Source organism: Rhizobium sp. RU33A (assembly GCF_900156055.1).
Classification (GTDB): Bacteria; Pseudomonadota; Alphaproteobacteria; order Rhizobiales; family Rhizobiaceae; genus Allorhizobium.
In genome coordinates this window covers 1,058,504-1,080,454 of record NZ_FTMQ01000001.1, presented here as the reverse complement: position 1 = coordinate 1,080,454, position 21,951 = coordinate 1,058,504, and the positions used below count along the sequence as shown (strand labels likewise).

The following is a 21,951-nucleotide window of genomic DNA, read 5'->3' as shown; positions in this document are numbered from 1 at the left end:
ACCCGTTCAATGACCACCAGAGACATCGTGCTCGCCGCCCTCTTCACCGCGATCATCACCGTGCTCGGCTTCATTCCGCCGGTGCCGATCCCGATGCTGCCGGTGCCGATCACGGCACAGTCCATGGGCGTCATGCTCGCCGGCTGCATCATCGGGGCGAAGCGCGGTGCGGCCGCCTATGCCCTGCTCGTCGTGCTCGTCGCCGTCGGCTTGCCCGTGCTTTCCGGCGGTCGTGGCGGTCTCAACGTGCTGATGGGACCGACGGGCGGCTATATCTTCGGCTGGATCATTGGCACATTCGTCACCGGTTTCCTTGCCGAGAAACTGGTGCGCGAGGGACAGTCGGCCGCCAAGCAGACGGCCGGCTTCTTCCTTGCCTCCATCGTCGGCGGCATCGGCGTGGTCTATCTCTGCGGCATGCCTTGGCTCTCGGTCGCGGCCGGCACGCCCTTCGACAAGGTCGTCCTCGGCTCGCTCGCCTTCATTCCCGGCGACCTGGTCAAGGCAGCGATTGCCACGCTTGCAGCGCGCGCCGTGCTCGTCGGCTACCCGCTTCTGCCGGCCCGCGCATAATACCCAGTAAGCGTCGTACACGAATCGAAATGCCACCGTTAAGGTGGCATTTTCCGTTCTGGGGTCTGGGGGATTTCGAACCGTGACGACCATGCCGACACTGATGCTGGCCTGCGCTCTGCAGGCCCTCGCCACAACCGCAGTCCTGGCAAACGACACCATGGCGACGCTGGAGGCGGGCGGTCTCGTTTTCACGCGCAGCAATGAGATCACCATGGCGCGGGAAGATCTCTACATTTCGCCGGAAAAGGTGGAGGTGAATTACCTCTATCGCAACACCAGCAACAAGCCGGTGACGACCATCGTTGCCTTCCCAATGCCGAAGATCGGCGGGCCGATCGAGATCATGTCGGCGGTGCCGGACGAGCAGAGCGACAATTTCATGGATTTCTCCGTCGTCCAGGACGGCGAGGAGATCGAGCCGAACCTGCAACAGCGCGTGCTCGTTCGCGGCATCGACTTCACTGATGATGTCGAAGAGCAGGAAATCCCGCTGCAGCCTCTCCTCAAGGAGACGACGGAAGCCCTAAAGGCACTGGAACCCGATGTGATCCAGGATTGGCTGGCCAAGGGGCTGATCGCCGACATCAATTACGGCACGGGTGGCGAGGCTGCTCCGAAATATGTGCCCGTCTGGGAACTCGAATCCATCTACTGGTGGGAGACGACCTTCCCGGCCGGCGCAGACGTTGAAGTCGAGCATCGCTATCGCCCGAGTGTCGGCGGGAGTGCCGGTCTCGTCTTCATGTGGGATGGCAAGCCCTCGGATGCCTATGCCGAGTACCAGCAGCGCTATTGCGTTGATGACAGTTTCCTGAAGGCCGCCATCAAGCTGGAGAAGAAGCAGAACCCGGATGCCGGGATCTACTATTTCGAGCAGTGGCTCTCCTACATCCTGACGACAGGCAACAACTGGTACGGACCGATTGGCGATTTCCGCCTAACCATCGACAAGCTGAACCCGGACTCGATCGTCAGCTTCTGCGGCGAAGGCGTGAAGAAGACCGGTCCGACCACGTTCGAAATGCGCGCCAAGGACTTTTATCCCGAACGGGATCTCAACATCCTGCTCGTGGTATCGAACAAGGTTGCCATGCAAGGCCCGTAAAATGGTCGCATTTGCTACCAAATTCGGCGACTGCAATCATTCGCCCATTTCTTGGTAACCGCTTGTAAAATCGTTTCCGACAGGATCGCGACCGATCGATCGCTTCCGGTGTCCCCCTGAGCACTCCATGATGGAGGCGCAAACACCCGAACGGATCATGTCACCGCTGCATCTGGACGCCGGCATTCCGGCTGTCCCGCCGTTTTCGCGCGCTCGAAAGTCATGGTCATGTTCCTCAAAAATCTTTCGCTCAGCAAAAAGCTGATCCTCACCTTTTGCACCATCATGGCCGGATGTTTCCTGGCCTCCGTCGTCGTATTCCTCCAGGCCTATACAGCCAAGTCCGCGCTGATCGATCAGGACCGCGCCCAGCGCATCGTCAATCTCGTCGATGCCGCGAAGACCGCCATGGCCGAGCAGGCTGCAAACGAGCGCGGCTACCTGCTGTTCGGCAGCAACAGCACGCTTGCCGCGGTGACCACCGAGCGCCAGGCCCTCGATACAGCGATCACCGAAGCGAAAACGCTGGCGGCAAGCGACAATGCGCTCGTCGCCCGGCTTGATGCCATGCGGTCCGCCGCCGAGACCTATGCAAAACTGGTCGCCGATCCGCAGATTGCCGCCCGCAAGGCCGGCCAGACATCGATCGAAGAGATCGCCACGATCGGCAATTCGGATGCAGCGGGCGCCCTTGATGCCTTCCGCGCTGCGGCCGCCGACATCAAGACTTTGCTGGCAACGGAGACGACGGCCACCCGCGCCCGTCTTGACGCGGCACACTTCGCCCTCGAACTGGCGCTAATCCTCGGTGCGGCCGTCGCCGGCGTGTTTGCGGTCGGCCTTATCTGGCTGCTTGCCCGCTCCATCGTCACACCCATCACCGGCATGACCGATGCCATGGCCCGTCTCGCCGCCGGCGACCACGCCGTCGAAGTGCCCGCCGTCGACCGTGGCGATGAGGTCGGCCGCATGGCCAAAGCCGTGCTGGTGTTCAAGGATGCGGCGATCGAAAGCGCGCGCATGTCCGACGAGCGCCGCGCGATGCGCGAGCAGGCCGAGGCCGACCGCCAGAAGGCGGAAGCGGAAAAGGCCCGCGAGGCGGAAGAAGTGCGCTTCGCTATGACCGAACTCGCCAAGGGGCTCTCGGCACTCTCGGAAGGTGACGTCGTGTTCCGGCTCGATAAGCCCTTTGCAGCCCATCTCGATAGTCTGCGTGGCAACTTCAACGAGTCCCTCGAGAAGCTGCATGCGGCGCTGAGAACCGTGGGCGCCAACGCCCATGCGATCCATGCCGGTGCGGCCGAAATCCGCGCTTCTGCGGACGATCTTGCGCGGCGCACGGAACAGCAGGCAGCCTCTGTCGAGGAGACAGCCGCTGCCGTCGAGCAGGTCACCAAGACCGTGCGCGACACGGCAAAACGCGCCGAAGATGTCGGTCAGCTCGTCGACAGCACGCGCTCCGGTGCTGAACGCTCCGGTGAAGTCGTCAGGAACGCCGTTCAGGCGATGACGGAGATCGAGCAGTCCTCGCAGTCGATCTCCAGCATCATCGGCGTGATCGAAGACATCGCCTTCCAGACCAATCTCCTGGCATTGAATGCCGGCGTCGAGGCGGCCCGTGCCGGCGAGGCCGGCAAGGGTTTTGCCGTCGTCGCCCAGGAAGTGCGGGAACTCGCCCAACGCTCGGCCAATGCCGCAAAGGAGATCAAATCTCTTATCTCGCGGTCGACCGCGCAGGTCGGCAATGGCGTGGCGCTGGTCGGCGAGACCGGCACGGAGCTCGACAAGATCGTCAGCGCCGTTCAGGAGATCAGCCACCATGTCGGCGCGATCGTCACTGCGGCGCGCGAACAGTCCACGGGTCTGCAGGAAATCAACCTCGCCGTCACCGCGATGGACCAGGGCACGCAGCAGAATGCCGCCATGGTCGAAGAACAGACGGCTGCCTCCCATACGCTGGCGGCGGAAGCGGATTCGCTCAACACGCTGCTCGCCCAGTTCCGTCTGGGTCAGGGCGCATCAGCGGCCGCGCCTATGCGGACGCAGCACCGCACAACGGCGCCCGCGCATACGACGCCTGCACCCTCTGCTCGGCCGGCACCGCGCCAGCCGGCTGCCGCCTCTGCCGCCCACACCCCTGCTCTCTCGCCGGCGCGTGCGCTCGCCGGAAAGCTCGGCCGCGCCTTCGGCATGGCTTCTGCGGCGCCCTCAGAACCGGCAAAGCAGGACTGGACGGAATTCTGATCGGCGCGCGCCGACCACCTTGCAGATGAATCAAGAAAGCCCGCGGCTTGCGCCACGGGCTTTCTCTTTTGCCTGGACTCAAAACAGTCAGGCTACCGGTCGTCCTCGACATCATCGACGACGTCCGTCATGGGGCGGTCCGCACCGTCCGCATGTTCGTGGATCCACTCGCCCTCGGCGTCCTGCCAGCTGATTTCGGCGTCGCCATCGGCAAGCTGCTGGGCGCCTGCGGCCTTTCGGGCCGCAGCCACCGCTTCGTCGTGCGTCGGAAAGGGCTCCGAATAGACGTTGCCCAGACGGTAGGCATAACCCTCGTCATGCTCCACGACGTGATAGGTCACCTTGACCATGGCTGGTCTCAGTTCCAGCGCCAGCGGCTGTCGCGAGCCGGCGGAGTGGAATTGGCAAGCAGGTAGCCGACGACACCGCCGACGATGCCCAGCGTGATTAGGCCGGCGGAGGTGGCGGCAGCCGGATGACGGCGAACCACGCCAGCGACCGTATCTGCGCCTTCGCGGGCGTAGTCAGCGACGACATGGGCCGTGCGCGAGGCACCGTTGACGACGTCGGACGCGCGGTTGCGGATGTCATCGCGGTCGTAGCCGGTCACGGAAGAAGCCGCGCGACCTGCTTCGTCCAGCGCTTCGGAGGCGCGATTGCGCATGTTGCGGCCGCTGCGACCTGCTTCGCGGCTGATCATGTCCTTGAGATCATTCATCTGTTCGCGCAGTTCACGAAGTTCTGCCTGGAGGTTGGAAGACGCCATGGTGATACCCTTTCCGTTGTTCGTGTTGTTGCCGAAGAAACGTTGCGAATGCAGGATGGTTCCATTTGCCGAATGTCGGAGCGCGTCCAAAACGAAAAACGCCCGGTGCGAGGCACCGGGCGTCGAAAAGCGAAGTATGCGGGACGATTACTTCGTCGCTGCTTCGTACATTTCCAGGACGTAGTCCCAGTTGATCAGGCTGTCGACGAAGGCTTCGAGGTACTTCGGACGGGCGTTGCGGTAGTCGATGTAATAGGAGTGTTCCCAGACGTCGACGCCGAGGATCGGGGATGCGCCGTGAATCAGCGGGCTTTCACCGTTCGGGGTCTTGGAGATTTCGAGCTTGCCGTCCTTTACGGAGAGCCAGGCCCAGCCGGAGCCGAACTGGGTGGTGCCAGCTGCGACGAAGTCGGCCTTGAACTTGTCATAGCCGCCAAGGTCGCTGTCGACTGCAGCCTGCAGCTTGCCCGGAAGCTTGTTGCCGCCGCCATCCTTCTTCATCCAGTTCCAGAAGTGGATGTGGTTGTAGTGCTGGCCAGCATTGTTGAAGAGGCCGGCATTCTTGCCATAGGACTGCTTGACGACTTCCTCGAGCGACAGGCCTTCAAGGCCCGAATCCTTCAGGAGGTTGTTGCCGTTGGTCACATAGGCCTGATGGTGCTTGTCGTGGTGAAACTCCAGCGTTTCAGCCGACATGAACGGTGCCAGCGAGTCGTAAGCATACGGGAGGGCGGGCAATTCGAAGGCCATGGTGAGATCTCCTTTTGGCAAATGGATTGCGTTTTGGCAGGTGACGGGAACATAGGTGCGGAACATCGCTCAGGCAACCTTCGCTCTTCCAAAATCGGGACTTCAAGAGAAAGAAATGTCTTCCGTTTTTGGACTTGCGCGACTTGGCGTTCCGGCCGACCCTCTGCGTCACAATGCCCCCAACCGAGGTCCCCCATGTTCCGTTCCCACCAGTTTCTGACTGCTACCGCGCTCGCCTTGCTCACACTCTCCTCGTCGGCAATCGCCTCGTCGGGCGATGCCTGGGACGAATTTGTCAAGGATGTCGCAGCAAAATGCACTGTTCTGGCGGAAGGGCGGATCGAACAGCCGAAGGTCGTCGTCGATCCTTTCGGCACCGAGAGCTATGGCGTCGCAATCCTCACCGGCAAGGCTGTCGGAGCCGATGCGACGGTCAGCTCGATCTGCGTCTATGACAAGAAGAGTCAGGCGGCAGAAATCGGTGGCGAGCTGCCGGCTGACCAGGTGACGATTACCGTCCCTTAAACCTCAGGCCTCGTAGACCTCGGGCTCCGGCAGGCCGTCGATCGGAAAGCCGAACTCGGCGCGGGCGATCTTGCATTCCTCGTCGCCGGGCATGCAGGTGCGACAGACATGCGGGCGCACGAGGTAGACGGCGCAGCCGACGTGTTTGCCGACCTCGCCGGTCAGAGCCGCACAGCGGCCATTCTCGAACTTCATGCCGCTTTCGTCCTTGGCGATCATCGCTTCGGGGATGGCGGCGAGTTCTTCATCGCTTTCCATGGAAAAGCGCGGCCAATCGGCGGAATAGGCGCAGCAGGCGCCGCAGGCCTGGCAGTCGAAGATCTCTGGCGGAGAGGTTTCCAGCATGGGTTCAGCGCCTCGCGGCGCGGACGCGCATCAGGTTCGTGGCGAAGAAAGCGGTGAAGACCAGCATCAAGAGGCCAACGAAGACCGGGCCGGCATCCACCGAGATCAGATCCATGGTGAGCCCCGTGCTGCCGGAGCCGGCCGCGCTGCCGATAGCATAAGCCAGCGCAAAGACGGCGGCACCCGAGACCAGAAGACCGCCACGGAAGCGCTCGCCGAGCAGGGTCAGTGCTGCGGTGTAAAGCGAGAAGCTCGCCGCGCCGAGGATCGAGATGGTGACCAGCAGCGCTGCCTGCGAGGTCATGAAGGGCAGAGCGAGGAAAGCAACGGCGGCGATGGCTGAGCCGGAGACGGCGATGACGGGCCGGGACAGGCGATCCAGCAGCCAGCCGACAAAGGGCTGGGCGAGCGCCGTCGGCAGGGCTACCATGGTGACGACGAAGGCTGCGAAATTCTGGCTGTAGCCACGCTCGACGAAATAGAGCGGGATCATCGAGATCGCCGCGATATCCGAAAAGCCGAAGGCGACGACCATCAGCGTCAGGACCGGCGCCATTTTGACGAAGGTGAGCAATCCGCCGGCTTCCGAGGCTTCCGGCTTGGTTTTGGCATAACGGCCGAGCATGACCGAGGCGAAGGCGACGAGCGCGACATAGGCCGCCGTCAGCGCGAAGGCGAAGCCATCCTCGATGCCAAGAAGCGGAATGGCGAGCGGACCAGCGGCAAAGCCCGCACACATGCCGGCGCTATAGGCCCCGGAGACGCGCCCGCGCAGGCGGTCCGGACAGGCGGTGTTCAGCCAGGCTTCGGAGACCGTGTAGATGATGCTGGTGCAGAAGCCGAGCAGGAAGCGGGCGACGAACCAGACCCAGAGCTGGTCAAAGGCTGCGAAGGTAGCCAGGCAGACAGACACCCCTAGCAGCGAGGCGACGATCAGCCGGTCGCCGCGTATCCTTTGCGTCAGTCTGCCGATCAGCAGCGTCGACGAGGCGAGACCGAGCGCAAAGACGGACGCGTTCAAGCCCGCCATGCTGGAGGAGACACCCCGGCTTTCGAGGATCAGCGAGATCAACGGATAGGTGAGCCCCTGCCCCACCGCAAAGGCGGTGACGCCAAGGATGACGACCGCGATCGCCGCCCAATCAGGCGCGATGTCGGCTGCGATATCCGTGGTGTGTGCCGTGTGCATGGAGCCTCCGAGGCGCGCTTCAGCGCCCGTCGATTGAAGGTCCGGTCTAGCGGGGCGTTTGGGGGAAGTCCAGGGAGGACCGGAGGTGTCAGGAGGTCGCCAGCGTCTCGCTTATGGCTGCCACCGGCAAGAATAGCCGGAGTGGGTTCGATGGCAGCGCCTCAAAGCCGTAGTGCAGGTAGAGCGTCTTTCGGCGGGCTACGTGATCCGGATTGCCGTCATCCAGCACGTCCAGAATAACCATTGCAATGCCGATCCGCTCCGATGCCTGTGCGATCCGCAGTAGGGCGTCGGCAAGCAGATTGCCGCCATAACCTTGTCCGGTATATCGCTGGTCCACACCGATCATAGAAATGAAGGCGGCCGGGATAGCACCATGGGATGGGCGGGTCCGGGCATAGCGTGGGGGCAATTCGGCGAAATCGACAGAATGGGCATTGAGGGCGTAGAAGCCAATTACATCGCCGGTCTCAGATGTCATCACGTAGACGCGCGTATTGCCGGCCTTGGCAAGTTTGTTTGCGGTCTTGCGGAAGTAGTTGTCGACGGGATCGACGCCGCAGGAGAAGCGATCCCGATCATGACGCTCGGGATCGAGCAACTCGATGGTGACCGAGTGCCCCTCGTCATTCATTTGCTGATGACGCGCGACTTGTGGCTGGCAAAGGCCTTTCGCAACGCGTCGGTCGGGGAACGCGGGTTATCGAGTGCGTCGAAGAAAGCTTCGTGATCGATCGGTTGCAGAAGTGTTCGTTCATGGGCCTCTATGGTCGCGAGTGCCGAGGCATAGGCCGCATTCATCGCAAAAGCCGTTTCGTCGACGCCGCTGATCGCAGCGGCGCGCTGGATCGCCTGTTTGACATGCGGCTTGGTGCGAAAGTGCATCCGCTCCGTCGCACGGTCTTCCCTCGTCTGGCTGATGTCCTTGGCAGTGCTCATGATGGCGGCCCTCAAGTCTCGCCACAAGTGTACGCCGTTTTGGCGTACACTTCAATCTAGCCGTTGAAGGTGGCTCAACCTGCCGCAATCACGCCCGGCACATCCTGCCCAAGTGCTGCAAACACCGTCTTCAGAATGCCGGAGGCGTCCAGTCCGGCTCTGGCATACATCACTTCGGGCTTGGCCTGGTCCATCCAGACGTCGGGCAGCACCAGGGAGCGGACCTTCAGGCCGTTGTCGAGCAGGCCCTCGTTGACGAGGAAATGCATGACGTGGCTGCCGAAGCCGCCGACGGCGCCTTCTTCGACTGTTACCACCACCTGATGGTGGCGGGCGAGCTGGCGGATCAGGTCGTGGTCGAGGGGCTTGGCGAAACGGGCATCGGCAACCGTGGTCGAGAGGCCCGCGGCATCCAGGTCTTCGGCGGCGAGCAGACAGTCGGCCAGGCGCGTGCCGAAGGAGAGAAGTGCGACCTTGGAGCCCTGCTTGACGATGCGGCCGCGGCCGATCTCGAGGATCTCGCCGCGCTCCGGCATGGGAACACCCACACCTTCACCACGCGGATAGCGGAAGGAGATCGGGCCTTCGTCGTAGGCTGCGGCTGTCCGGACCATATGCTTCAGCTCTGCCTCGTCGGCTGCGGCCATGACCACGAAGCCCGGAAGTGCTGCAAGGAAACCTGTGTCGAAGGAGCCGGCATGGGTCGGGCCATCGGCGCCTACGAAGCCGGCGCGGTCGATGGGAAAACGGACCGGTAGACCCTGAATGCCGACATCATGCACGACCTGATCGTAGCCGCGCTGCAGGAACGTGGAATACAATGCGCAGAACGGCTTAAAGCCTTCGGCTGCGAGGCCGGCTGCAAAGGTCACGGCATGCTGTTCGGCGATGCCGACATCGAACGTGCGCTCAGGGAAGAGCGACTGCAGCTTGTCGAGCCCGGTGCCGTTTGGCATGGCGGCGGTGATGCCGACGATCTTCTCGTCGTGGCGGGCTTCCTCGACCAGCGCGTCGGCGAAGACTGCGGTATAGGCCGGGGCATTCGGCTTGGCCTTGGCCTGGGTGCCCGTGATGACGTCGAACTTGTTGACGCCGTGATACTTGTCGGCCGCGGCTTCGGCGGGCGCGTAGCCCTTGCCCTTCTGGGTCACGACATGGATCAGCACCGGGCCCTTGGCATTGTCGCGAACATTGCGCAACACGGGCAGCAGGTGCTCGAAGGAGTGACCGTCGATCGGGCCGATATGGTAGAAGCCGAGCTCCTCGAACATGGTGCCGCCGGTGACATAGCCACGCGCATGCTCGACGGCGCGGGTGATGGCGCGGTCGACGGTCTTGCCGAGATAGGCAGTCAGTTTCTTGCCGAGCTCGCGGAAACCCATGTAGCTGCGGCCGGAGGCGAGGCGCGCGAGATAGGCGCTCATCGCCCCGGTCGGCGGGGCAATCGACATGTCGTTGTCGTTGAGGATGACGATCAGCCGGGCATCAAGCGCGCCTGCGTTATTCAATGCCTCATAGGCCATGCCGGCGGACATCGCGCCGTCACCAATAACGGCGATCACCTTGCGGTCGGTCTTCGACAGCTCGGCAGCAACCGCCATGCCGAGGCCGGCGGAAATCGAAGTCGAGGAATGGGCCGCGCCGAAGGGATCGTATTCGCTCTCGGCGCGCTTGGTGAAGCCGGAGAGGCCGTCTTCCTGGCGAAGCGTGCGGATCCGCTCACGGCGGCCGGTCAGGATCTTGTGCGGATAGCATTGGTGGCCGACGTCGAATATCAGCCGATCGCTGGGCGTCTCAAAGACCTTGTGGATCGCGATCGTCAGCTCGACGACGCCGAGGCCTGCCCCCAGATGACCACCCGTCGTCGAGACCGCATCGATCATCTCGTCGCGCACTTCGCGCGCCAGCTGCGGCAGATCGCGATCCTCAATGGCCTTCAGATCTCTCGGGAACTCGACCTTGTCCAGCAGTGGCGTATCGGGCATGGATGTCACAGGGCTCTTGCCTCTTCAACTCGTTTGGGTGCGCGATAGCATCCCAAGACGAACTGGGCAAATATCTGACACCACGCTGTTATATAGACGTCAACGGCTCTCCGGCAAAGGCACGAACTCTTCTTCGTCCCCCGGAACGATGTCGAATCGGCCAGTTCTCCACTCTTCCTTGGCCTGTTCGATACGCTCCTTGGACGACGAAACAAAGTTCCACCAGATATGTTTCTTGGTTTGCATGGCCGCACCGCCAAAGAGCATGACGTGACACCCTGTCGCGCCACCGATCAGCGTTATTTCGTCGCCGGGACGGAAGACCAGCAACTGATCCTGCGCAAACCGGTCTCCGGCAATCTCGATTTCGCCTGACAGAATATACAGCGCTCGCTCTTCCTGGCCGGCATCGAAGGGGAAACGGGTGCCCGGCTCGAGGGTCAGATCGACATAGAGCGTCTCGGAAAAGGTCTTCACCGGCGAGCGCAAGCCGCCCATGGATCCGATCACAACCCGCCCCGAGGCGCCATGATCGACAAAGGTCGGCAGCTCCCCCTTGGCCGTATGGGCAAAGGCCGGGTCGATCTCTTCCAGCTGGTCCGGCAATGCGATCCAGGTCTGCAGGCCGGACATGGAGAGCGGATGACCGCGCAGGTTTTCCGGCGTGCGCTCGGAATGCACGATGCCTCGCCCCGCGGTCATCAGGTTGATGTCGCCGGGAGAAATCACCAATTCGGTGCCGAGGCTGTCGCGATGCTTGATCTCACCGTCGAAGAGATAGGTGACGGTCGAGAGGCCTATATGCGGATGCGGCCGCACATCCATGGCCTCATCCGCCTTCAGGATCGCCGGTCCCATACGGTCGAAGAAGATGAAGGGGCCGACGAGGCGGCGGCGGACGGAGGGCAGCGCACGACGAACAGCAAAACCGCCGATGTCGCTGGAGCGCGGGATGATCAGATGTTCGATGGCGTCGCAGGCAAAGGCGTCACCGGGGACCGGGTCATTGCCGGGAAAGAAGGACATGGGAAACCTCTTCGTTCGATGCGTACAGATTAGCAGGTCTCCACGCCGAGACTAGGATGGATCAATGGGCTGCCGGTGACGCAGTGTCTTCACCGGGATGGCTCGACGGCATCGCTGTCCTGCTTGCAGGCGGAGAGAACGGCCTCCCTGCCCGGCGCATCGCCAAGCGTCTGGCAGCCGCCGGCATGACACAGCGTCCAGCCGCCAGGTGTCGCGCCGGATGAGGCGAGCCGCAATTCGGCGACGGGTGCCAGCGATGGCTTCCAACGCCACCAACCGTCGTCGAGCACCGCCCCCTCGCCCGGCTCCATGCCGGCGCCGGATCCCTTGACGCTCGCCTGCCCTAGCTTCAGCCCCGAAGACGTCACCGCCCACTCTTCACGCCACTCGACCTTCTCGACCGAGTGCTCCCAGGAGAGCGAGAAAGTCGTGGTCGGGATGGTCAGAACGGTTGCGGCAAGCGCGATGCAAAGGCTCATGGCGCCCCTGACTTGGGTGGCGCCGTGGGAGTGGGCCCGGTGGCCTTGCCGGGGAACTTCCAGGCCATGAGGGCAAAGATAAGGACGAGTGCTCCACCGATCTCGTCGGTGATCGGCAGGGCCGCCACCAGGAAGAAGGCGGCGGCGGCGGCCACAAGGCGATGCAGGATCGGCAGCGGCCGGTTGAGATAGCCGATCACGGCGACACCCCAGAGGCCGATCGAGAGGCTGGCCTTGATGACGATGTAGAGGACGGCGAGCGGATAGCCGATGGCCTCGGCCAGCGGACCGCCATCCTGCAGCATCAGGGCCGGCGTATAGACGGCCATGAAGGGAACGACGAAGCCGGCGGCTGCCACCTTCACCGCCTCGAAGGAGATGCGAAGGCCCGATTCCCGGGCAATGGGGGCCGCCGCAAAGCAGGCGAGCGCCACCGGCGGGGTCAAATCGGCGAGGATGCCGAAATAGAAGACGAACATGTGGCTGACGATCAGCGGCACACCGAGTTCGAGCAGTGCGGGGCCGGCGATCGAGGAAGTGATGATGTAGTTCGGGATCGTCGGAATGCCCATGCCGAGCAGGATACAGGTGAGCATGGTGAGGATCAGCGACAGGAAGAGGCTATGCTGGCCGACGGCGACGACGAACTGGCCGAAGGTATTGGCCGCACCGGTCAGCGTCATGGTGCCGACGATGATGCCAACCACCGCACAGGCGATGCCCACCGGCAATGCCGTCTTTGCGCCATCCGCCAGGCTGTCGACGCTTAGCTTCAAAGCCGCACGGCCGCCCTTCACCATGAAGTTCCACGCGATCAGCACCAGGATGGCGATCAGCACGGCGCGGAAGCCATATTGGAAGAAGGAGGCTCCGGCGAGACCGATGCCGATCCAGAAGATGGTGCGGACCGCGGTGTTGGACATGCCGATGGCGATCGAACTGCCGAGAATGAGCAGCATGGTGAGGGCCAGACCTGCGGTGCCGGCAAATAGCGGCGTATAGCCGGAGAAGAGCAGCCACACGAGGGCCGCGAGCGGCAGCAGCAGATACCATTGGCTGCGGATGGCGGCCATGGGCGACGGCAGGTCCTTCGGGTCGAGCCCGCTCAGGCCGCGCTTGCCTGCTTCAAGATGCACCATCCAGAAGACCGAGGCAAAATAGAGAATGGCCGGGATCAGCGCTGCCTTGACGATCTCGGCATATTCGACGCCGAGCGTCTCGGCCATGATGAAGGCGACGGCGCCCATGACGGGCGGCATGATCTGTCCACCCATCGAGGCAGTCGCCTCGACGCCGCCGGCAAAGGCGGGTCGATAGCCGAAGCGTTTCATCAGGGGAATGGTGAACTGGCCTGTTGTCACAACGTTGGCGACGCCGGAGCCAGAGATGGTGCCCATCAGTCCGGAGGAGATGACCGAGACCTTGGCGGGGCCGCCGCGCTTGTGGCCGACGAGGCCGAGGGACACATCGGTAAAGAGCTTGATCATGCCGGCACGCTCCAGGAAGGAGCCAAACAGGATGAAGAGAAAGATGTAGGAAGACGACACATAGGTCGGGACGCCGTAGATACCCTCGGTGCCATAGGCCATGTGGTCGATGACCTGGGAAAAATCGTAACCGCGGTGATTGAGAGGCGACGGCAGGTATTCGCCGAACAGGCAGTAGGCCAGGAAAAGGCCCGAAATGATCGGCAGGGCGGGTCCCATGATCACCCAGGCGCCGATGAAGACAGTGGCGATCGCCAGGACACCGAAGTAGAGATCCATGGTGATGAGATCACCGGCGCGCAGGATCAGCGGCTCGTATTCGACATACTGGTAGACCGCCACAGCGATGCCTGCTGTGGCGAGCGCCCAGGCGCCTGCTGTGTAGAGCGCGCCCTTGCGGATGTTTGCGGCGACGAGCGGAAAACCAAGCAGAAGCAGAAAAGCGACATGGGTGGAGCGGACAAGCTGGCTCGGCAGGTCGATCAGATGGGCCGCGGTCGCGATCTGGAACAGCGAGAAGGCAACGGCGATGCCGTAGAGAAGCTTGCCCTCGGCGGTTGCCGGAAAGTGCTGCTCATGGGTGTTCGGTTCATGCGACAGGGTGTCGTCTGCGGTGGTGGCGCTCATGGGTGTCCGTCCGAAGGATAAGCCGAGGGGCAAAAGGACCGGACGGCATGGTGGCCGTCCGGTCCCCTTCATGCAGCTTCAGAAGCCTTGAAAGCCTCACAGCATGCCCTTTTCCTTGTAGTAGCGCTCAGCGCCCGGATGCAGCGGGATCGGCATGCCCTTGGTGGCATCTTCCAGTTTGATGTCCTTGGCGGCGTTATGCGCAGCCTGGATCTCCGGCAGGTTCTCAAAGAGTTGCTTGGTCATCTCGTAGGCGAGATCGTCGGAAACCTCCGAGTGGGTCACCAGGAAGTTGACGACGGCGACCGTCGGGACGTCCTCCGTCTGGCCCTCATAGGTGCCGGCCGGGATGGTCGCGGCGATGTAGGGCGCGCCGAGTGCTGTCGCGATCTCGGCCGGAACGGCGACCAGCGAGACCGGCAGCGAGGTGGACAAGTCTTTCAGCGAGGCAACGCCGAGGCCGGCGGACTGAAGCGTCGCGTCGAGCTGACGGTTCTTGATGAGTTCGACAGACTCCGCAAAGGGCAGATACTCGGTCTTGCCGAGATCTTCATAGCTCATGCTCGCGGCTTCGAGGATGGCGCGGGCATTGAGTTCCGTGCCCGACTTCGGTGCTCCGACGGACAGGCTCTTGCCCTTGAGGTCGGCAAGCGACGTCACGCCGGAATCCTTCGTCGCAACGATCTGGATGAAGTTCGGATAAATGGCGGCGATGCCGCGCAGCTTATCGAGCGGTGCCTTGAAACCGGCATCCGCATCGCCTTCCGCTGCCAGCTTGACGCTATCGCCGAGCGAGAAGCCGATTTCGCCCTTGCCTTGCTGCAAGAGATTGAGGTTTTCGACCGAGGCTTTGGTCGCCTGCACCTGGGTGCGGACCTCAGGGATCTTTTCGCCGTAGATCTTCGACAGGGCGACACCCAGCGGATAGTAGACGCCCGAGGTGCCACCGGTCAGCACATTGACGAACTGCTCGGCGCGTGCCCCGGATGTACCAAATGCGACAGATGCGGCCAACGTGGCAGCAGCCAAAGTGCTAAGTCTCGAAAAATGCATGATTGTCCTCCCAAACAATGTAAGCAATTGCGACATCATGGGGAGGCGAGAGAGGGGCGTCAACCTCGTATTTGACGAAGTTCAGCGATATCCCGGCACCTGCCGAAATCTGTGCTCATTCCCGGACCGGAATATGCAGGCCGACCTTGACGTCGCGCAGCACGACATTGGTGTGCATGCGGCGGATCTGCGGGTTCTCCGCCATCAATTGCGCGCTGATATCGTCGTAATGCTCGACGTCGCGGGCGGTGATGATGGCGACGAGATCGACCTGGCCTGTGACGTAGTAGACCTGCTGGACGTGCTCCTGCTTGTCGGCCCAGGCGCGGAAGCGGGTGAGCGCATCGTAGTTGTCGCGTTCGATTTCCATGCCGGTGATGAAGGTCATCGGGAAGCTCGTCGCCTTGCGGTTCACCACGGCGATCTCGGCAGTGATGATGCCTTCGTCGCGGAGACGGCGAAGCCTGCGCTGCACGGCCGATGGCGACAGACCCACTTTGTCGGCGATGGCTTCCGCCTTCAGCTGGCAATCCCGCTGCACCACTTCGAGAATGCTGCGGTCGAATTGATCGAGCTTGTCCGGCATGGTTCCCCCTCCTTGCGCGACCTCGTTTTCGCCCCCCTTATCCGATTTTGACTTATTGCGCCATCTTTCCGCACCATCTGATGCTCTGACGCAGGATTTTCCCACATTGTCGCTGAAATGCGCTCGAAATCCGCAGCTTCGGCCTCCTATGGTCTCGCAATTGTCAAACTACCTGGGATCAAGATGACAGGAACCGCCCCGGCCGCGCTCGACGTGCACGACATCCACAAGAGTTTCGCCGGCATTGAAGTTCTGAAGGGCATCTCGGCCACGGCCCAACGTGGTGATGTCATCTCCATCATCGGCTCGTCCGGTTCCGGCAAGAGCACGTTCCTGCGCTGTATCAACCTTTTGGAAGCGCCCGACCGCGGCCGCATCGTCGTGGGTGGCGAAGAGCTCAAGTTGCGCCCGTCCCGCAAGGGAAGCCTCGAAGCCGCCGACCGCAAGCAGCTGGAACGGCTGCGCACCGGGCTTGGCATGGTATTCCAGAGCTTCAATCTCTGGGCTCATCGCACGGTTCTGGAAAACGTCATCGAGGCGCCGGTCCATGTGCTCAAAGTGCCGCGCCGCGAGGCGGTCGAGAAGGCGGAAGCGCTGCTGGCCAAGGTCGGCCTCTATGACAAGCGCGATGCCTATCCGGCCTTTCTCTCCGGCGGCCAGCAGCAGCGGGCGGCGATTGCCCGCGCACTCTGCGTCGATCCGGCCGTGATGCTGTTCGACGAGCCGACCTCGGCGCTCGATCCAGAGCTTGTCGGCGAAGTGCTGAAGGTTATCCGGGATTTGGCCGAAGAGGGCCGCACGATGCTGCTCGTTACCCATGAGATGAGCTTTGCGCGCGAGGTCTCCAGCCATGTGATGTTCCTCGACAAGGGCCGCGTTGAGGAAGAGGGACCGCCGGACCAGGTCTTCGGCGATCCGAAAAGCGCCCGTTGCCGTGAATTCACCCGCAGCCTTGGTGGGCGCGGGACTGCTTGAACACCCTTTTCAACCTTTAATCCACTCGGGGAAAACAATGATGAAACTGATCTCCCTTCTGCTTGCCGGTGCCGCCTTTGCCGCGACCGCCGTCACCGCCCAGGCCGAAGTCCGCTTCGGCATCATGAACGAGGCCTATCCGCCCTTCTTCGCCAAGGATGCTTCGGGCACCTGGAAGGGCTGGGAAATCGATCTGATGAACGCCGTCTGCGCGGAGATGAAGGAGACTTGCTCGGTCGTCGACGTTTCCTGGGACGGACTGATCCCGGCTCTGCAGACGAAGAAATTTGATGTCATCTGGTCGTCGATGTCGATCACCGAGGAGCGGCTGAAGACCATCGACTTTACCGACAAATACTACAATACGCCGAGCAAGCTGATCGGACCGAAGGATGCAACGCCGGGTGCGACGCCCGAGGCGGTCGACGGCAAGACGATCGGTATCCAGGTCTCGACCGTGCAGTCGGCCTACTATGCGAAGCACTTTGCCGACAAGGCCGAGGAGCAGACCTATCAGACGCTGGACGAGGCCTTCCAGGATCTTTCTGCCGGCCGCATCGACTATGTCTTTGGCGACGCGATCCCGCTTGCCGACTTCTTGAAGACCGATTTCGGCAAGGATTGCTGCGCCGACATGGGCGACGTGGCGGCTGATCCGTCGGTTCTCGGCACCGGCATCGGCGGTGGTTTGCGCAAGGAAGACACGGAGCTGAAGGCCAAGCTGAACGCGGCGATCGCCGCCGTGCGCGCTTCCGGCAAGTATGACGAGATCACGAAGGCCTACTTCACCTTCGACGTCTACGGCCAGTAATCGACAGGGATTGCGGACGAGATGGCGACCGGTTCGATGACGGCATGGCAATTGCTGGCGCTTCAGCCTCCGGGCTGGGGCGGCGCGCTGTTGACCGGTGCTGCCACCACCGTCGCCATCTCGGCCTGCGCCTATTCGATCGGCCTCGTCATCGGTCTGTTGGGGGCACTCGGCAAGCTTTCGAACAACCGGACGGTCGGACTGATCCTCACGGCTTACACCTCTGTCATCCGGGCGGTGCCGGAACTGATCCTGATCGTCGGGCTCTATTATGCCGGCACCGACGGCCTCAACCGGCTGCTGATGGCCTTCGGCCTGCCGCCGGTCGAGGTCAATGGTTTCGTGGCGGCCGTCGCGGTGCTTGGCTTCGTGCAGGGCGCCTATATGACCGAGGTGCTACGCGGCGCGATCCTGGCGATCCCGACAGGACAGCTCGAGGCGGCGCGGGCCTTCGGCATGTCGCCGCTCCTGCGCTTTCGCCGGGTGACGCTGCCGGCACTGCTTCCCAACGCCCTGCCCGGCATGGCCAATCTCTGGATGTCGGTCACCAAGGACAGCGCGCTGGTCGCCGTGGTCGGATATCAGGAACTGGCACTGACCACGCGTCTGGCGGGTGCCAATACCAAGGAATATTTCCTCTTCTTCCTGGCGGCAGCCGTCCTCTATCTCGTCATCACGCTTCTCTCCAACCTCGTCTTCCATGGCATCGAGCGCCGCGTGCGCCGGGGCCAGAAGCCGGCGCATTGAGGGAGGGGCGCAGATGAATTTCGAATGGATCGCGAAATACTGGCCGCTTCTGATCGAGGGCGCCTTCCAGACGGTCGCACTGCTGGTGATTTCGGTCAGCTTCGGCTTCGTGCTGGCCGTCGGGCTCGCCTTTGCGCGGGTGAGCGGCGGGCCAATCGCCCGCAATCTGGCACTCGGTTACTCGACGGTGTTTCGCGGGACGCCGCTCCTCATCCAGCTCTGGCTCCTATACTACGGCGTCGGCTCGCTGCTGCCGATGGTGCCGGGACTTCGACAGAGCTTCCTCTGGCCGATCCTGCGCGAAGGTTTCTTCTTCGCCGCCGTCTCCTTCACGCTCAACTTTGCCGCCTATCAGTCGGAAGTGCTGCGCGGGGCGCTCTTGTCCGTGCCGAAGGGGGAGCTCGAGGCAGGACGTTCGCTCGGCATGAGCCCCTTCATGTTGATCCGGCGCATCTGGCTGCCGAGGGCCATCCGCACGGCGCTGCCGACTATTGCCGGCGAGATCGTGCTGCAGCTGAAAGCCACGCCGCTCGCCTTCACCGTCACCGTGATGGATCTCTACGCGGTCGCCTTCAAGGTCCGCCAGGACACGCTTCTCGTCTACGAGCCGCTGCTCGTGGTCACCCTCTTCTACGTCGCGCTGACTGCGCTCATCACCCGCGCCTTCGGGGTGGTCGAGGCGCAGGTGCCGATCCGCCGCTGAGGCGGCTTGAAAGCGAAATGCCATGACGAAAGTCTTCGTGACCCATCCCCTGCCCGCGTCTGCCGGTCCTGAAACCCGGGCGCTCGATGCCGGCCTGGTGATCGATCCTGCGACCGGGGCGATTGCGCCCAATGTCTCGATGTCGGTCAACAACGCGCTGATGCCGGGCGATGGCGCCTTTTCCGCCGACGGCGTCGCTGACCTCGCCGATCTGCCCTATCTCTATGCCCGCTGGACGAACCCCACCGTGCGGCAGCTGGAGCAGCGGCTGGCATCCCTCGAAGGTGCCGAGGAGGCGCTGGCGACGGCGACCGGCATGGCGGCGATTGCCGCTACGCTGTTCACCTTTCTCAAGGCCGGCGACCATCTCGTCGTCTCGGATGTCTGTTATGCGGGCGCTATCGAACTCACCCAGCGGGTGCTGCCCGATTTCGGCATCGAGGTCACGCCGGTCAACATGGCGCGGCTCGGTCTGGTCGAAGCAGCGATGCGGCCGAACACGCGGCTCGTGCATTGCGAAAGCCCGGTCAATCCGATCCTGCGCATCGTCGATCTCAAGGGGCTGGCTGCCATTGCGCATAAACATGGGGCGCTGATCTCGGTCGATTCCACCTTTGCCACGCCGGTTGCGACACGGCCGCTGTCGCTCGGCGTCGACCTCGTCATCCATTCGCTGACCAAGTTCATCAATGGCCATGGCGATGTGCTGGGCGGGGCCGTGATCGGGCGCAAGGAGCTGATCGCGCGCATTCGCGGACGCGCCGGCGTCTATCTGGGGGCGTCGCTTGCAGCCCAGTCGGCCTGGCTGATCATGCGTGGCATCGACACGCTTTATCCGCGCCTGCGCATGGCGTCAGACAGTGCCCTTGCCATCGCCACCTTCCTGGAGGGCCATCCAGAGGTCGAGCGCGTGATCTATCCGGGTCTCACCTCCCACCCGCAACACGACCTCGCCAAACGCCAGATGGATGTCTTCGGCGGCATGATTGCGTTTCGCACGCGCGAGCCGAAAGCCACCGCAGAGCGGCTGGCTGAGCGTCTGCGTGTTGCCCACTATGCCTTTTCGCTCGGTCACCAGCGCAGCCTCGTGGTTCTGCTCGACACCGAGGAGATGATGACCTCCACCTTCCGCCTCACCGGCGAAGCCCTCACCGACTACCGCGCCTATGCCGGCGACGGGCTCTTGCGCCTGTCGATCGGCCTCGAGACCACAGGCGATATCATCGCCGATCTCGATCAGGCGCTTACCCCTTGACCGTATCTGACGGAGACCTTTCCATGGCTGACACACTGATCCTCGACGGCGGCATGAGCCGCGAACTGCTTCGCCTCGGTGCGGAGCTTAAGCAGCCGGAATGGTCGGCGCTGGCGCTGATGAACAGCCCCGAGATCGTGCGCCAGGTGCATGCAGAGTTCATTGCCGCCGGCGCCGATGTCGTCACCACCAATTCCTACGCACTGGTGCCCTTCCATATCGGCGAAGAGCGGTTCCGCAAGGACGGTCCGGCCCTGATCGCGCTCTCGGGCAGCCTGGCGCGGCAGGCTGCAGATGCGGCGGACCGCAAGGTCGTGGTCGCCGGCTCGCTGCCGCCGATCTTCGGCTCCTACGAACCAGAGAATTTCGACCCATCGACCGTGCAGGACTATCTGAAGGTGCTGGTCGAGAACCTTGCCTCCCATGTGGATGTATGGCTCGGGGAAACGCTCAGCCTGATTGCCGAGGGCGAGGCCGTGCGCAAGGCTATCCAGGCGCAGCCGAAACCGTTCTGGATCTCCTTTACGCTGGGCGACGATGCCGCCCAGATCGCGGGTGGCGAGCCGAAGCTGCGCTCGGGCGAAACCGTACGGGCCGCTGCCGAATGGGCCGCGGGCTCGGGTGCCTCGGCGCTGCTCTTCAACTGCGCCAAGCCCGAAGTGATGAGACGCGCGGTCGAGACGGCGGCTGCGGTGTTTGCCGAAAAGGGTGTGAAGCTGAAGATCGGCGTCTATGCCAATGCCTTCGAAAGCGACACCGACGACAAGGCCGCCAATGAGGGGCTGCATGATACCCGTGGTGATCTGACCGGCGACGTCTATTCGCGTTTCGCCTGCGACTGGGCGGAAGCTGGTGCGAGCATGATCGGCGGCTGCTGCGGGATCGGGGCTGAGCATATCCACCGGGTAGCAGGCGCGCTTCGAGCCCGGGCCTAGGCCGCTGGTTTGACGGTTATGGCATCCAGTGTCATAATTGGCCATGAAGGCAGATCTGATCATCCGAGAACGCATCGTCTTCAATGACGGGGCTTTTCTGGAGGTTCGGATCTGGTCTGTGCCCGATCCGGTGCCGCCTTCATTGCACCGGTACAAATACGCATTGTTCTACGGATATCCGGGAGAGCGACTTGTTTGCTACGACAATGAGCGTGGCAAGGGTGACCATCGGCATCATGGTGCGATCGAGACACCTTATGCGTTCGCAGGCATTGAGCAGCTTCTCAGAGATTTCCGGGCCGACGTGGAACGGCTGCGTGGAGAAACGATATGACGAGAGAACTGGATGTTCATGTCGGCGGCGGTTTTTATGCCCTCCAGGCGCGGGTCGGTGACGCCTTGCGTCGGCACCGGGAAGGCGAGCCTGTCCATGAGGATCATCTGACCTTCGTTGACTGGGACGCATTTGCACATACCATGACTGCAAAGCGGCTGGAGTTGCTGCGCTATCTGCACCGCAATCCGCAGGAAAGCGTTGCAGCGCTTGCCCGCAACCTGCAGCGCGACTACCGGCGTGTTCACGAGGATGTCGAGCTTCTGACGGCAGCCGGGTTGATCGCACGAGACGGTCTGGCGCTGAGTACCGGTTATGACGAAATTCGCACCGTGATTGCCCTCTAAGCCGGCGCCCGAGCGAATGATGAATTATGTCATTCCTGTGTTTTTTTCTCGGCGGCGCTCTTGAACTCCCCGTGTCAGGGCCCCATCTGAGCATCTGCGGACCGGGCCCCTCTGACGACGGATTACCCTCGTGATGTCGGACCGCATCGAGCACGCTCGACG

General features: G+C 62.7%; 25 protein-coding genes. 12 read left to right on the top strand and 13 right to left on the bottom strand.

What is annotated here, in order from left to right:
• Positions 1-9: 9 nt before the first annotated feature.
• The 3 genes from BW978_RS05240 (at position 10) to BW978_RS05230 (ending at position 3,925) form a co-directional block, all read left to right on the top strand.
• Positions 10-573 (top strand): biotin transporter BioY, encoded by a 564-nt coding sequence (locus tag BW978_RS05240; RefSeq protein WP_076392807.1) that lies wholly within the window; start codon positions 10-12, stop codon positions 571-573.
• A gap of 91 nt (positions 574-664) precedes the next feature.
• A complete protein-coding gene (locus BW978_RS05235; protein ID WP_076392805.1) occupies positions 665-1,681 on the top strand; it encodes a DUF4424 domain-containing protein in 1,017 nt (338 codons plus the stop codon).
• A 228-nt stretch (positions 1,682-1,909) separates the two neighbouring features.
• Positions 1,910-3,925, top strand: coding sequence for a methyl-accepting chemotaxis protein (locus BW978_RS05230; protein WP_076393233.1), 2,016 nt, complete (start codon positions 1,910-1,912; stop codon positions 3,923-3,925).
• Positions 3,926-4,017: 92 nt separating this feature from the next.
• Here the strand turns inward: BW978_RS05230 and BW978_RS05225 are convergent, their stop codons facing one another.
• The 3 genes from BW978_RS05225 to BW978_RS05215 form a co-directional block, all read right to left on the bottom strand.
• Positions 4,018-4,275, bottom strand: a complete 258-nt coding sequence (locus BW978_RS05225) for a DUF2188 domain-containing protein (protein ID WP_076392803.1) — start codon at positions 4,273-4,275, stop codon at positions 4,018-4,020.
• An 8-nt stretch (positions 4,276-4,283) separates the two neighbouring features.
• On the bottom strand, positions 4,284-4,691 hold the full coding sequence (locus tag BW978_RS05220; RefSeq protein ID WP_076393231.1) for a hypothetical protein: 408 nt from the start codon (positions 4,689-4,691) through the stop codon (positions 4,284-4,286).
• Positions 4,692-4,838: 147 nt separating this feature from the next.
• A complete protein-coding gene (locus BW978_RS05215) occupies positions 4,839-5,441 on the bottom strand; it encodes a superoxide dismutase (protein ID WP_054148921.1) in 603 nt (200 codons plus the stop codon).
• A gap of 195 nt (positions 5,442-5,636) precedes the next feature.
• Between BW978_RS05215 and BW978_RS05210 the strand changes: the two genes are divergently transcribed.
• Complete coding sequence (locus BW978_RS05210) at positions 5,637-5,966, top strand: hypothetical protein (protein ID WP_076392801.1); 330 nt, start codon at positions 5,637-5,639, stop codon at positions 5,964-5,966.
• 3 nt (positions 5,967-5,969) lie between these two features.
• Here the strand turns inward: BW978_RS05210 and BW978_RS05205 are convergent, their stop codons facing one another.
• From BW978_RS05205 to BW978_RS05160, 10 genes are all read right to left on the bottom strand, one after another.
• Entirely contained in the window at positions 5,970-6,311 is a 342-nt protein-coding gene (locus BW978_RS05205) for a YkgJ family cysteine cluster protein (RefSeq protein WP_076392799.1), read from the bottom strand.
• Between the two features lie 4 nt (positions 6,312-6,315).
• Entirely contained in the window at positions 6,316-7,500 is a 1,185-nt protein-coding gene (locus tag BW978_RS05200; protein ID WP_076392797.1) for an MFS transporter, read from the bottom strand.
• Between the two features lie 88 nt (positions 7,501-7,588).
• Positions 7,589-8,134 carry a GNAT family N-acetyltransferase gene (locus tag BW978_RS05195; protein ID WP_076392796.1) on the bottom strand — a complete coding sequence of 182 codons (546 nt, stop codon included), beginning with the start codon at positions 8,132-8,134 and terminating at the stop codon, positions 7,589-7,591.
• On the bottom strand, positions 8,131-8,439 hold the full coding sequence (locus BW978_RS05190) for a type II toxin-antitoxin system TacA family antitoxin (protein ID WP_076392794.1): 309 nt from the start codon (positions 8,437-8,439) through the stop codon (positions 8,131-8,133). The genes BW978_RS05195 and BW978_RS05190 overlap by 4 nt, the downstream gene beginning before the upstream one ends.
• Positions 8,440-8,513: 74 nt before the next feature.
• On the bottom strand, positions 8,514-10,433 hold the full coding sequence (dxs, locus tag BW978_RS05185; protein WP_076392792.1) for a 1-deoxy-D-xylulose-5-phosphate synthase: 1,920 nt from the start codon (positions 10,431-10,433) through the stop codon (positions 8,514-8,516).
• 90 nt (positions 10,434-10,523) lie between these two features.
• Positions 10,524-11,450, bottom strand: coding sequence for a pirin family protein (locus BW978_RS05180; RefSeq protein ID WP_076392790.1), 927 nt, complete (start codon positions 11,448-11,450; stop codon positions 10,524-10,526).
• 89 nt (positions 11,451-11,539) lie between these two features.
• Complete coding sequence (locus tag BW978_RS05175; RefSeq protein ID WP_076392788.1) at positions 11,540-11,929, bottom strand: DUF1850 domain-containing protein; 390 nt, start codon at positions 11,927-11,929, stop codon at positions 11,540-11,542.
• Positions 11,926-14,043, bottom strand: a complete 2,118-nt coding sequence (locus tag BW978_RS05170; RefSeq protein WP_076392786.1) for a TRAP transporter permease — start codon at positions 14,041-14,043, stop codon at positions 11,926-11,928. Before BW978_RS05170 ends, BW978_RS05175 begins: the two co-directional genes overlap by 4 nt.
• A gap of 96 nt (positions 14,044-14,139) precedes the next feature.
• Positions 14,140-15,096, bottom strand: coding sequence for a TAXI family TRAP transporter solute-binding subunit (locus BW978_RS05165; protein WP_076392784.1), 957 nt, complete (start codon positions 15,094-15,096; stop codon positions 14,140-14,142).
• 115 nt (positions 15,097-15,211) lie between these two features.
• Positions 15,212-15,682 carry an Lrp/AsnC family transcriptional regulator gene (locus BW978_RS05160; RefSeq protein WP_054148910.1) on the bottom strand — a complete coding sequence of 157 codons (471 nt, stop codon included), beginning with the start codon at positions 15,680-15,682 and terminating at the stop codon, positions 15,212-15,214.
• Between the two features lie 183 nt (positions 15,683-15,865).
• Between BW978_RS05160 and BW978_RS05155 the strand changes: the two genes are divergently transcribed.
• The 8 genes from BW978_RS05155 to BW978_RS05120 are packed head-to-tail and all read left to right on the top strand — an operon-like array spanning position 15,866 to position 21,789.
• Positions 15,866-16,657 carry an ABC transporter ATP-binding protein gene (locus BW978_RS05155; RefSeq protein ID WP_076393229.1) on the top strand — a complete coding sequence of 264 codons (792 nt, stop codon included), beginning with the start codon at positions 15,866-15,868 and terminating at the stop codon, positions 16,655-16,657.
• Between the two features lie 40 nt (positions 16,658-16,697).
• Positions 16,698-17,468: a transporter substrate-binding domain-containing protein gene (locus tag BW978_RS05150; protein WP_076392782.1), complete on the top strand. Its 771-nt coding sequence runs from the start codon at positions 16,698-16,700 to the stop codon at positions 17,466-17,468.
• Positions 17,469-17,489: 21 nt separating this feature from the next.
• The gene (locus BW978_RS05145) at positions 17,490-18,215 is read left to right on the top strand and encodes an ABC transporter permease (protein ID WP_076392780.1); all 726 of its coding nucleotides are present in this window, start codon (positions 17,490-17,492) and stop codon (positions 18,213-18,215) included.
• 13 nt (positions 18,216-18,228) lie between these two features.
• On the top strand, positions 18,229-18,918 hold the full coding sequence (locus BW978_RS05140) for an ABC transporter permease (protein WP_076392779.1): 690 nt from the start codon (positions 18,229-18,231) through the stop codon (positions 18,916-18,918).
• 22 nt (positions 18,919-18,940) lie between these two features.
• Positions 18,941-20,173: a trans-sulfuration enzyme family protein gene (locus tag BW978_RS05135; protein ID WP_076392777.1), complete on the top strand. Its 1,233-nt coding sequence runs from the start codon at positions 18,941-18,943 to the stop codon at positions 20,171-20,173.
• A 23-nt stretch (positions 20,174-20,196) separates the two neighbouring features.
• Complete coding sequence (locus tag BW978_RS05130) at positions 20,197-21,108, top strand: homocysteine S-methyltransferase family protein (protein WP_076392775.1); 912 nt, start codon at positions 20,197-20,199, stop codon at positions 21,106-21,108.
• A 43-nt stretch (positions 21,109-21,151) separates the two neighbouring features.
• The gene (locus BW978_RS05125) at positions 21,152-21,442 is read left to right on the top strand and encodes a toxin-antitoxin system TumE family protein (protein ID WP_076392773.1); all 291 of its coding nucleotides are present in this window, start codon (positions 21,152-21,154) and stop codon (positions 21,440-21,442) included.
• Positions 21,439-21,789, top strand: coding sequence for an HVO_A0114 family putative DNA-binding protein (locus tag BW978_RS05120; RefSeq protein ID WP_076392771.1), 351 nt, complete (start codon positions 21,439-21,441; stop codon positions 21,787-21,789). Before BW978_RS05125 ends, BW978_RS05120 begins: the two co-directional genes overlap by 4 nt.
• The last annotated feature ends 162 nt before the right edge of the window (positions 21,790-21,951 follow it).